Source organism: Adhaeribacter rhizoryzae (assembly GCF_008629685.1).
In the GTDB taxonomy this organism is placed as follows: Bacteria; Bacteroidota; Bacteroidia; order Cytophagales; family Hymenobacteraceae; genus Adhaeribacter; species Adhaeribacter rhizoryzae.
Window position 1 is genome coordinate 73,798 of the sequence record NZ_VWSF01000016.1, and the last position, 12,933, is coordinate 86,730.

The 12,933-nt window shown below is 47.6% G+C and carries 8 protein-coding genes; all 8 read left to right on the forward strand.

All coding sequences use genetic code 11. The features are described 5' to 3' along the window. Window positions 1-7 precede the first annotated feature (7 nt). The 8 genes from F0145_RS18145 to F0145_RS18180 all read left to right on the forward strand — a co-directional run bounded on the left by F0145_RS18145 (window position 8) and on the right by F0145_RS18180 (window position 12,896). Entirely contained in the window at window positions 8-1,858 is a 1,851-nt protein-coding gene (locus F0145_RS18145; RefSeq protein ID WP_150090552.1) for a RagB/SusD family nutrient uptake outer membrane protein, read from the forward strand. Between the two features lie 46 nt (window positions 1,859-1,904). Beyond that, window positions 1,905-2,309, forward strand: a complete 405-nt coding sequence (locus F0145_RS18150; protein WP_150090554.1) for a hypothetical protein — start codon at window positions 1,905-1,907, stop codon at window positions 2,307-2,309. Window positions 2,310-2,339: 30 nt separating this feature from the next. Continuing rightward, a complete protein-coding gene (locus F0145_RS18155) occupies window positions 2,340-3,323 on the forward strand; it encodes a DUF4466 family protein (protein WP_150090556.1) in 984 nt (327 codons plus the stop codon). A 96-nt stretch (window positions 3,324-3,419) separates the two neighbouring features. Then, window positions 3,420-5,489, forward strand: coding sequence for a right-handed parallel beta-helix repeat-containing protein (locus F0145_RS18160; protein WP_150090558.1), 2,070 nt, complete (start codon window positions 3,420-3,422; stop codon window positions 5,487-5,489). A 309-nt stretch (window positions 5,490-5,798) separates the two neighbouring features. Then, window positions 5,799-7,277, forward strand: a complete 1,479-nt coding sequence (locus F0145_RS18165) for a hypothetical protein (RefSeq protein ID WP_150090560.1) — start codon at window positions 5,799-5,801, stop codon at window positions 7,275-7,277. Window positions 7,278-7,329: 52 nt separating this feature from the next. Continuing rightward, entirely contained in the window at window positions 7,330-9,234 is a 1,905-nt protein-coding gene (locus F0145_RS18170) for a heparinase II/III domain-containing protein (RefSeq protein ID WP_150090561.1), read from the forward strand. Between the two features lie 201 nt (window positions 9,235-9,435). Then, window positions 9,436-10,518, forward strand: a complete 1,083-nt coding sequence (locus F0145_RS18175; protein ID WP_223816144.1) for an alginate lyase family protein — start codon at window positions 9,436-9,438, stop codon at window positions 10,516-10,518. A gap of 155 nt (window positions 10,519-10,673) precedes the next feature. After that, window positions 10,674-12,896, forward strand: a complete 2,223-nt coding sequence (locus F0145_RS18180) for a polysaccharide lyase family 8 super-sandwich domain-containing protein (protein WP_150090563.1) — start codon at window positions 10,674-10,676, stop codon at window positions 12,894-12,896. Window positions 12,897-12,933 lie beyond the last annotated feature (37 nt).

Here is a 12,933-nt window from a genome sequence, read left to right on the forward strand (position 1 = left end):
TTAATTTATGCGTAATTTAAAAATAACTTCAACAAAACTATTTGTACCCATTCTGGCGGGGTTAATGTTTTTCGTGAGTGCTTGTCAAGATGACTTACTCGACCAACAACCTACCACCGAACTAGGTACCGTTGCCTTCTGGAAAACAGAAGATGATGCAACTTTTGCCCTTTACGGAGCCTATGCGGGCATCCGGCCATTATTCGATCGCGATTATTATTTTGAAGGACATGGTGAATATACCCGGGTGCGGGGTACCAGCGCCACCAGCGGTAACTTACGGTTAGGCGATGCTTACCAGGGTGCTAACTACGATCCCAGCGGTTATGGCGATGATTTCGATAAATATTACCGCTACCTCTACGGTGGTGTGCACCGGGCTAATTACGTTATTGAAAATACCAGAAAATTAATGGCCACTGCTAACCCTAATTCTCAGGCCAACCTGGAAAGAATTGTGGGCGAAGCCCGGTTGCTCCGCGGTATGGTTTATTTTCGGCTTATTTCTATGTGGGGCGATGTACCCTATATTAGTAATGTAGTTACCTCAAATGCCCAGATAGCCGATATTGCCCGGATGCCTATTGGCCAGGTAAAAGACTCTATTATGGCCGACTTTACCTATGCCTACGAGAAACTGCCGGTAAAATCTACAGAATTAGGCCGTATGGCCAAACCGGCTGCTTTAGCCTTCCGGGGTAAATTACAACTGTATTGGGGTAGCTGGAATAAAAACGGCTGGCCGGAATTAGAGGGTTTTACGCCCAATGCTACTGCTGCTAATGAGGCTTTTACGGCCGCTGCTGCCGATTTTAAGCAAGTAATAGAAGGTTTTGGTTTAAATCTTTTCCGCAACGGCGAGCCCGGCAATATTGATGCTTTGGGTAAGGCAGAGGTACTGCCTAACTACTATTATTTGTTTACCCCGGTTGCCAACGGCGATCCCGAAATGATTATGTACTTTACCCACGGTGGCCCCGGTACCAGCCAGGGAGAGGAACTGATGCGCGACTTTTCGGGCCGTTCGCACGAAGGTTCTCAGTGCTGGGTATCGCCGCGTTACGAATTAGCCGACCGTTACCAGTTAACTACCACCGGCGATTTTGCGCCTGCTATGGTTCCTATGAACCCATCTACCAATGCTGCTGCCAGAACGGTTCCGAATTCGGCCGTAAATCCGCAAAGTTATGCTGATCGCGACTATCGCATGAAAGCATCTATCATGTGGGATTATGAAATGAGTATTGGCATGGCGGCTTTAAAATCTACGGGCTGGACCCCGTTTATTTATAGAACCTGGGCACAACCCGTTACTATTGATGGAGCAAGATTAACTACTTATAATACCGATGGTTCTAACTCGGGTTATGTATTCCGTAAGTTTTTGCGCAATTATGCCGGCCAGGGCCGCAGCGATGGCGATTATGCTTTTCCGGTAATGCGTTTAGCCGATGTTTACCTGATGTACGCCGAAGCTACCAATGAAGTAAACGGCCCGCAAGCCGATGCCATTGCGCTGGTAGATAAAATCCGTCATCGTGGTAATCTGCCCGCCTTAACTTCCGATAAAACCAGCAGTAAAGAAGCATTCTTCAATGCTATTGAGCAAGAACGTATAATAGAACTGGTAGCTGAAGGACACCGTGGTTTTGACCTGCGCCGTTGGAGAGCCCTGGACAGAGTTTGGGGGCCGCCGGCCAGTGCAGGCGTTTGGCGCATAGATACCTGGGGTGCCCAGCAAACCCGCTACTATCAAAATACGCCCGAAAGAACTTACCAGCAAAACTATATTTTTAGAATTCCGCCCGGCGAACGCGACCGTAACCCTAATTTAACCCAAAATACACCGTGGTTATAAGGTTAGTTAATGGAAAAGAAGCCTTTAAATTTTAGAATTATTTAAAATGAAAAAATACATTAAAATATTATTTATATGCTTACTGGTACCATTTGTCTGGATCGGTTGCAAAGAAGATTTCCCGATTGATGAAGATGGTTTATTAATTACCAACCGCGGACAATGCTATGTAAGTAATTTTGAATTACTCGGTTCCGACTTCCAAACCGTTCGGAGTAAAAATGCGGTAATTGATACTGTAGCCCAAACCATTCGGGTAGAAGTATTTTTTGGAACAGATTTAAAAAATCTTTACCCACAGTTTTCGCTCGTAACCGATGCCAAGCTAGATCCTAAAATTACGGGTAAAGTAGATTTCTCGGATTTAAATAGTCCCAAAGTTTACACGGTAGTTTCCGGAAACCGGAAGGTCAGAAAACCCTATACGGTTTATGTTACAGTTCAACAATAGTAATGCCTTGAAGCTAAAAGATAATAATCAATGAAACGTAAATATATTTTAAATATACCTATTCTGCTGGCATTGCTCCTGCTTTTGAATGCCTGCGAGGAAGAGAAGTATGCTATTCCCACTACCAAAGATGCGCTCCAGAACGACGTAATTAAACGGTCGCTAGGACCCAATTTGGTAGGCCAGAATATAGAATTTACTTATGCCATGGCCCTCCCCGAAACCAGGGGCAAATTGGAATCGGCGCAAGTAGAAGCTTCTATAGAAGGCGCAACTGGCACTTACCTTGAAAATAATTCTTATTCTGCCGGCAGTAATGGGGCAGATGTGGGCGTAAAAATTGGCGAGCCATCAGTTACCGAAGGTAAAATAACCAAAGTTACTTTCTCTGCCGATACCATGGCCGCTACTTTGCGTTACTTTTACCGCATTCCGGAAGCTGCCCGCGGGCAATCCGTTACCTTTAAATTTACCGCCAATAGCAGCAACGGCGAAACAGTTTCTTATTCTATGGGACCTTACAATATCTCTAAAATGGATATGAAGCTGGACCTGGCAGTAAAGGATGGCGATGCCGCTTATATTTCTATTGAAGATATGGCCGTATATAACGCCGCTGCAGCAGAAGCTAACGCCGGTAAGATTGACCTGGTTTATTTACACCGGACTACGCCAACTTCTTTTGCCCACGCTTTGGTAGCGCCAGCCACCGACGCCCAATACCGGCCAGGTATTACCCTGCCAGCGGGGGTAAATCGCAATACCAAAATTAATAAGGTATGGGCGTTGCGAGACCAGCAACTGGCTCGGGCACAATTTGGGGTATTTATCGATGACCTGGATTTTCAGCAACTGAACATTGCAGATGCCCCTAATTTTGCCCTGAATATGAGAGCCGAATCGGGGATCTGGGTTGAAACCGCTGATGGTAAGTATCGGGCTTATGTTTATGTTAATTCGATAAATAATACAGCTAAAAGTGCCGTGATTAGCATCAAGCGCTTTACGCTGTAATAAGTAAATAATAAATAAAAGTATAATATATTAAGGTAAGAGAGGCCTCGCTTAGGCGGGGCCATTTCTTACTAAAGCTAATTGCCCGGCGTAAATATGATAAGACTTTTTACGGTATTTACGGTTTTATTTACCTTAGTTGCTTTAACTGCTCTGTTGCCCGCGCAGGCTTTGGCCCAAAAGTTTACGCATCCAGGCATCGACCAAACCGCCCAGGACCTGGCCCACATGAAAAGCCTGGTGCTAAAAGGCGAACAACCTTATAAAGATGCCTTTACCCGCCTCAAAGCCGCAGCCGATTTAAATTATATCGTTAAGCCGTATACCCACGTGCTGCGCGGACCCTACGGCAAACCTAATATTGGCGGCGACGACCTGGCCAAAAGTGCCCAAATAGCCTACAACTGTGCCCTCGTCTGGTACATTACCCAGGATAAAGCCTACGCAGATAAAGCTATCGAAATATTAAATGCCTGGTCGCCGGTGCTCTGGGATTTTGACTACAACGATGCCAAGCTCTTAGCCGCCTGGACCGGCCACGTACTATGTAATGCCGCCGAAATATTGCGCTACACCAACGCCGGCTGGCAGCCAAAAGAGATAGAGAACTTCTCGAATATGCTAATGACGGTGTACTATCCGTTAATGCGGCATTATTATCCGCAGGCCAATGGCAACTGGGATGGCGCCATTATTCACTCCATTATGGCCATGGCGGTTTTTACCGATAACCGCGAAATGTTCCAGAATGCGGTTAACCATTATTTGCGGGCACCCGTGAACGGCAGTATTTTTAAATATATTTACCCTAGCGGCCAATGCCAGGAAAGTACCCGTGACCAAGCCCACGTACAGTTAGGTTTAGGCGAATTTGCGGGAGCTGCTCAAATAGCTTACACGCAGGGCGTAGATCTTTTTTCGGTGGGGAATAACCGGCTGGCTTTAGGATACGAATATACCGCTAGCTTTTTGCTCGGCCAGCAACCCCAGAGTTACGGTAAAATATCGGAGCGTGCCAAGACCCTGCGAGACGATTACGAAGCCGTTTATGCTCATTATACTGCTCGTGGCGTGGCCATGCCTTACACCAAAATGGCCCTCGACTCAATCCGCCCGAAAGCCAACCGCAGTATTTTAACGGCCGTGCGGGTTCCTGCCACCAAAGCACAAACGAAATCCGGTACGCCTAAACCGAGCCCCATTGGCTATGTGGCCGGTGCAGGAGTAGGAACTAAATTTAATTTTCCGGAAAATGCCATTATGGTTTCGCCCGGCCAATCGCTGCAGCAAGCACTAAACTCGGCGGCAGGTACTGGTAAGTGGGTGGTGGCCAAAGCGGGCTTACATACTTTACCAACCACGCTCAAAATACCCAGCGGTATAACGCTGGCCGGCGAAGGTTTAGGCACTATTCTCTTCCTGGACCCGGCCTCCGGCGAAAGAGAAGCTTTGGTTAATGCCGCCAACGACCTGCACGATGTAACCATCCGGGATTTAGTAGTGGAAGGATCTAACAAACCGGAACCACCCAGCGATCCCAACAGTGCCCGTTCTTACCGCGTTGGCTACAACCGGGGCGGTATTATTTTCCGGGCTTTGCAAGAAGGCCAAATGAAGCGCATCAACTTCACCAACCTGACTGTGCGCAATTGTACGTTCAACGGTGTGCTGATTAGTGGTGCAGCGGGCGTAAATATTACCCGTTGCGATTTTGACGAAAACGGCTCTAGCATAGTACCCGGTCCCAAATTGCAACACAACCTCTTGTTAACCCATTGCTCCGACATAAATATTAAAGACAACCGCCTGGATACTTCGCCGCACGGCAGCGGGATAGCCCTGGACCATTGCCAAGATGCGGTTATCACCAATTCCGAAATTGCCCGCAATGCTTATTATGGGGTATTAATTTCCGAATCTCAAAATATTACGGTTAAGGATAATTTAATCGAGGCGAACGACCACAGCGGCGTAATGGTAGAATTTCTGTCGCGGGGCTCTGAAAATATTACCGTCAGCAATAACCAAATTCAGTTTAACGATGGATACGGGGTAGAAACCTACGCGGTGCGTAACGGCAAAATTCAAAACAATAAATATACCGGCAACGGCAACCAAAACGAGCAGCAACTGGTGCGTGCTGATAAAGTAATCTTAATGCCTTAACCGCAGCGAAGGCTTAAGCCTCACTGCCGCCAGCTTAATGCAATAACCAGGAACAGTCCCCCTTTGGAGGGGGTAGGGGGAGGATTAACATTTGCTGATAACTAAAAAACGGCAATAGTAATAGGAGAGAAGATGCTCTCCGACAGGAATACGTGTTTTTGTTTAAATCAAAAGGGTAATTAGAACCAGGACTTTCAAACCTAAAACAAAATAATAAAGCTGCTTAGCGTCGAGTTTACCGATAAATTTTATTCAACAGCCTTGACTAAATTTAATATTAGTCCGGGTGGAGTGACTTAAGAATAATTCATGCAAAAAATTACCCTAGTTACCCTTCAACTGCTGCTTCTTTTAGCGTTTACCCGGTGCAGTAAACCGCAGTATGCCGGGGCCGATTTAGCCAAAACCGATTACCGGCAGGAAATAAACCAGTACGGCATTACCTGGACTTTTGATAAACCCGTGCAAAGCGGTCAGTTTATTACCGGCGACTGGTGGGTAGTTGGCCCGGTAACCGTAGTTAAAATTACCCCGGAACCGGGTCCCATCCGGACAGATGCTACCAACATTAAAATTAACCATTGGGGCGATACCAGCCTGAAAACCGATACGGCCATGCGCAACGGCTCTATGATTGTGCTAAAGGTAGGTACCAGGCAAAGCTACGATTCCCGGTCCGGATCGTACAGCCCCGATGGTGTAATTAAGTTACCCTTGCAGCTCGCACCCAACCGGTCACTGATTTCTTCTATCAGCAATACCACTTTGCCGGTCGATAATTTTGCAAAGAATATTCTGCCGGAAAGCGAAAAAAAATGCCAGAACGTCATGAAAACGGCGGCTGTTTTAACCTGTTTAACCGCCGTTCCGCCCCGCGATGCATTCCGGCCGCCTTATGCCGGAACCGAAAAACCGATATTCCAGGCCCGAAACATTAATTGGAAAAATTTACCCCAACTAAAGCCTGCCGGCGAAGTGCCCAACTGGGCAGAATTCGAACGCTATTTCCAGCGGCCCTGGCTGGACCACCTGATGAGTTGGGAGCAGCAGGAACTGGTACCCAACGAAAACGGACCCAACTACGGCCGCGAACACGCCCGCCTGGTTTCGATGGCTAGTTTAATGCTGCTATTGGATGTACCGCAGGCGCAAAAAGAAAAATTAGCCATTGGTTTAATTCAGCGGGGCATTGATTTGTACGGGTTGGCCCAAGTAGGCGGCTACTGGAACGAAGGCGGCGGCCATTCGAGTGGCCGCAAGTGGCCGATTTTATTTGCCAGTATTATGCTCGATAATCCTACGCTTACCCAACTACCCGAAACTGCCTTTTTTCACGAAGATACCCAAACGTATTACGGCAAGGGCTGGTTTGGGCAAAATGCGCTTTATTGGATGGTGATGCACCACGGCAAGCGCGACCACTACGAAGAAAAACCGCCCGAGCAGTGGGAAAAATGGGATAAAACCTCCGAAAGTTACCGCTTGTGCTGCAATGCCGTCGCCTGGACCGGAACTGCCTTGGCCGCCCGGTATCTGAAAGCTATAAAACGCTGGAACCACGATGCGCATTTTGATTACATCGACCGATGGATGCGCCTGGACGATCCATATGCCAGCGCCCGCGGTACACATCCCCGCCCCAAAGCCGAAACCACCACTTTCGACCCTTTTGTAACCGCTATGTGGCGGGCGCACCGCGATAAAGCTCCTGCACAAGAAATGGCCGGCAACCCCCGCATGTGGGTCTGGCAAGGCAACAAAGGCAACTGGATACCTAACCCGCAATAATTAACCAAGCTGCATACCAACCTGATTTACAATACCAACTAAATTTTTTCAAATGAAAATATTCCACCACTTAATTAATCTCCTGGCCGTTTTGCTGCTGCTATCCACTTCGGTAGCAGCGCAAACCGGGCCCATTACCACCAACACCAAGCTGCCGGCGCACCCGCGTATATTATTGCTGACCGGCGAAGAAGCCGCTATCCGGAAAACCATCTCGGCCGATAAAACCTGGGAGAAAATGCACCAGGCTATCTTAACTGAAAGCGATAATTTACTGGATAAACCACCGGTAGAAAGAATTCAGATTGGCCGGCGTTTACTCGATAAATCGCGGGAGGCCTTGCGGCGCATATTCTTTTTGTCGTATGCTTACCGCTTAAGCCAGCAACCTAAATATTTAGCGCGGGCCGAGAAAGAGATGGTTGCCATTGCGGGGTTCAGCGACTGGAATCCTTCGCACTTTCTGGATGTGGCCGAAATGACCATGGCCATGGCGATTGGTTATGACTGGCTGCACCCAAATTTATCGGCTACGGCTAAAACTGCCATCAAAGAAGCCATTCTAAAAAAAGGTTTAGAACCTTCGCTCAATCCCAAACACAATAGCTGGCTGAAAGTAACCCACAACTGGAACCAGGTTTGTAATGCCGGTATGGCTTACGGTGCCCTGGCTATTTACGAAGACCAGCCCGAACTCGCCCGCAATATTATTAATCGCGCCATCGAAACCATTGTGCTGCCTATGCATGATTATAGTCCGGGCGGCGCTTACCCCGAAGGTTATGGTTACTGGGGCTACGGCACCAGCTTTAACGTGATGTTTAACAGTGCCATCGAGAAAGCCTTTGGGCAGGATTTTAATTTAAACAGCCAGCCCGGTTTTCTGCAAACGGCCGGTTACCTGCAAAACATGACGGGCCCATCGGGTAGTTCTTTTAATTATTCCGATGCTGGTACCGGCGGCGGTTTGCAGCCGGCTATGTTCTGGTTCGCGAATAAACTAAAAGACCCCTCGGTGTTGTGGGTAGAGCGCAGCCGTTTACAAAATGAAGATGCCAGCAAACACGTAAAAGATCGCCTGCTGCCGGCCATTATGATTTGGAGCAACGGCCAGAGCATCCAAAATATTCCGACTCCGAAGGAGAAAGTTTGGGCAGGCGGGGGCAGTATGCCGGTAGCCCTCATGCGCACCTCCTGGACCGACCCAAACGCGATTTACGTAGGGTTTAAAGGCGGTTCAGCCTCGGTAAACCACGCCCACATGGATATTGGATCGTTTGTAATGGAAGCCAACGGCGTACGTTGGGCCATGGACTTTGGTATGCAAAGTTACGAATCGCTCGAATCGAAAGGCATACAATTATTTGGCCGTACCCAGGATGCCCAGCGCTGGGAAGTATTCCGGTACACCAACCGGGTGCACAATACGCTTACAGTAAATAATGAACTGCAACGCGTAGCTGGCAAAGCCCCAATTACGGGTTATTCCAAAGCACCGGCCTTTATGAGTGCCATTACCGACATGAGCACTGTTTACGAGGGTTCGCTGGCCAAAGCTAACCGGGGTATTGCCGTTGTAGATCAGGCGTATGTTGTGGTACGCGACGAGCTGGAAACCCTACCACAAGCCAGCACCGTACGCTGGACTATGCTAACCCCCGCCCAGGTAAAAATCACCGGCAAAAACCGCGCGGAGTTAACCCAAAACGGTAAAAAACTGATTTTGCAAGTGCAGGAACCAGCGCAAATAACTATGAAAACCTGGTCCACCGATCCGCCTAAAGACTACGATGCACCGAACCCCGGAACAACCCTGGTCGGTTTCGAAGCCAAAATGCCGGCCAATTCCAAAGGAACCCTAACGGTTTTGTTAATTCCGGAAAATGCCGAAAAGAAAGCAACTAACAAAGTTCATCCCTTAGCCCACTGGCCGAAATCACCGCTACCTGGTAAGTAGTAGTACGAAATACCGGATGTGTAATATTTTATAAGGCTAGTGAGCCCACATTTGTCATTCAGGAGGAACCTATTTAGCAGGTAGCCAAATAGGTTCCTCCTGAATGACAAATGTGGATTGCTTAAACTATCAATATTTTTCCACTAATATTTTATCAAACCTGAGCCTATCTCACAGTCAATATATTTTAAATTATCTCTCATGCGAAGTATACGCTTATTAATATTTATTTTCTTTTGTCTTGTTTTAAGCCAACATGCGGTTGCTTACGAGCATCCGGGCGGCATGCACCCGAAAAAGCAGATTGACTTTGTAAAGCAGAAAATCAAGCAAAAAGAACAGCCTTACTACCAGGCTTATCAGCAGTTAATAGCCGAGGCAGATTCGGCGTTGCAGGCAAAAGACCATGCGTTGGCCGATTTTAATGTACCAGGCTATTACCGCGATGCCTTGGCCCACCGGACCAACTCCAAAAGTTTACAAACCGACGCTTTTAACGCTTACGCTTGCGCCCTGGCTTACCAATTAAGCGGTAAAAAAAAGTACGCCGATAAATCGCTGGAGTTCTTAATGGCTTGGGCAAACAAGAATACAAAATATTCGAACGCCGACGGCAGCCTCGTGATGGCTTACTCCGGTACCGCCATGATTATTTCGGCCGAACTCCTCTACAACTACAAAGGCTGGAAAGCTAAAGACAAAGAACAGTTTATGGGTTGGGCCAAAAACGTTTACCGGAAATCGGCCGACGAAATTCGTAACCGCAAAAACAACTGGGCCGACTGGGGCCGGTTGGGCTCTATTTTAACCGCCTATCTGCTCGACGATAAAGCTGAAGTGGCCGAAAATATTCGTTTAATAAAAAGCGACTTGTTTCATAAAATTGCCCCGGACGGGCACATGCCCGAAGAAGTAAAGCGAGAGGCCAACGGCATTTGGTATACCTATTTTTCGCTGGCTCCGATTACGGCGGCAAGTTGGGTTGCCTACCAGGCCGATGGCACCAATCTGTTTACCTACCAGGAAGACGGCCGCTCCATTAAAACCGCATTGGATTATATGCTTTACCACAGTCAGCACCCCGATGAGTGGAAGTGGTTCCAAAAGCCGCACCCCGGCAAACCGAGTTCCTGGCCCGGCAATTTACTAGAAGCCATGTACCCGATTTACAAAGACGAAAAGTACAACGCCTATGTAAAAGAGGCGCGGCCGCTGTATTACCCCGCACACCACTTTGCCTGGACTTTTCCTACGCTCATGAGACCCTTTTTAATTTATGATTAAAGGTATATTTCTAAACTAACGCTCTGGCAAAATCAATCATATATTTTACATATACAGAAAGCTCCCCTCCTGTTTTAGGAGGGGTAGGGGTGGTAAATTTTCAAGTACCTAAATATTGCTACCCACCTACTGCTGTAATATCCTGTTTATCCACCATGAATTATAAATCTGTTTACCTGTTAAGTTTTTGCTGTTCTGTTTATTTATTGCCTTTCGGGGCAGTTGCGCATAATATATCAGAAAATCTAAAAGCTATTACAGATAACATTGCCCCTGATAAAACGGCCAATGCCGATCTGGAAAAAATCCGCGCCCGGATTATCGCAGATTTGCTGGAACCGGCAGTTAACGAAGCCCAGATTACGCAACTAATTAAATCCATAAAGCCGGATGGCAGTTGGCCAAATATTAATTACCAGGATGTATCGCGCACCGGTTTTCAGCACAGCGAGCATTTGCAGCATATGCTGGATATGGGCCGCGCGCTCAAGAAGCCGGATTCTAAATTTCAAGGCAATCCCGAACTGAAAAAAACGGTTTCGGCGGCGCTGGATTTCTGGCTGAAGCACGATTTTATTTGCGATAACTGGTGGTGGAATGAAATGGGTACGCCCAGCCACATGATTAATATTTTACTGGTGCTGGATACTGATTTAACCCCAACCCAGCGCGAGAAAGGTTTAAAAATTGCGAATCGCGCCAGCCTGGAAGCTTTCGGGGCACGCCCCGGCGGCGACCTGATTCAGATTGCGGCCATGCTGGGTAAGCAAGGTTTATTTGCCCGCGACGAGCAAATTTTAGAAAGGGTAGTTAAAGTGATGGCCGATGAAATTAAGGTTACCACTGGTCGGGGACTGAAGCCCGATTTAAGTTTTCATCACCGCACCGATAATGTAATTTCTACTTTGACTTACGGCACCGGTTACGCCAGCTCGTTTGCGTACTGGGCGGTAAAAATTGCCGGCACCAAATATACCTTACCCGAATCGGCCATGAAACTGCTCGTCGATTATTTCCTCGACGGTATTTGCCAATCGATGGTGTATGGCCGGTACCCGGACCTAGGTGCCAAAAACCGCGATTTATCCCGCAAAGATATTCTCAGCCCCTCCAGCGCCGAATTAGCCCAAAACTTACTACAGGCCTCGAATTACCGCCGCGAAGAACTGGCCGAGATGGTAAAAATCCGCCAAGGCGAAATAAAACCAAATTTAGCGCGTACCCACTTTTTCTGGCATTCGGAATATTTTACCCACCAGCGACCCAATTATTTCGCTTCCGTTAGGATGCATTCGAGTCGCGGGAATAACATGGAAGAACCGCACAACGAAGAAGGCCTGAAAAACCACCACTTTGCCGACGGCTCTAATTTTATTTCCCTTACAGGCCAGGAATATTTTAATATTTTCCCGGTGTGGGATTGGCAAAAAATACCCGGTACCACGGTGGTGCAGAAACCCGCCTTGCCGCCCTGGAAGGAAATTGCCAAAAAAGGAAAATCTGATTTTGTGGGTGGTGTAACCGATGGCAACCTGGGTGCCGCCGCCATTGATTTAACCAGCGTACATGACCCGCTGAAAGCCCGCAAAGCCTGGTTTTTCTTCGAGAACGAATACGTTTGCCTGGGAGCCGGCATTACCGCCGAAGCCGATTACCCAGTAGCTACTACCCTGAACCAAAGTTTGCTGAACCAGCAGGTAACCGTAAAACGCAATAACCAGGAAGAAACTTTGCCACCAGGCGAACATACCTTGGATAAAGTTTCGTGGGTAGCGCACGATAATATTGCTTATATTTTTACAACACCCACGGCGCTGCACCTGAAAAATAATACCGCTACCGGCAACTGGCGCGAAATAAACCATCATACCTGGGCCACGACCGAAGAAGTAAAAAAAGATGTGTTTAAGGCGTGGCTCGACCACGGTACCAAACCGCGAAATGCCGGCTACGCCTACATAGTTGTGCCCAACCTGGCAGCTAATCAGGTAGAAGCTTACCGCAAGAAAGCTCCATTAGAAATATTAGCGAATACCCCAGAATTGCAAGCGGTAAATAATAAAGCTACCAACGTAAGCCAGGTCGTATTTTACCAGCCCGGCAAAATAAAAATCACTAAAAATCTGCTGCTTACCGCCCAAAGTCCTTGTATGGTGATGGTTCAGACAGGTAAAAAAGGTATCCAAAAATTAACAGTTTCGGACCCTTCGCGCAAACTACAAACCTTGCAATTAAATATTACCAGCCGCTTCGAAGGTGCCGGCGACAACTGGCAAGCTACCTGGCAAGGGAAGAAAGAAGGTACTGTCATACAAGTTAAATTGCCTACCGGCGGTATGGCCGGACAAAGCGTGGTTTTGGAAGCTAAAAACAAATAATCGGGGAGTAGAATTAAAGAACATAGAGAAAGTACAA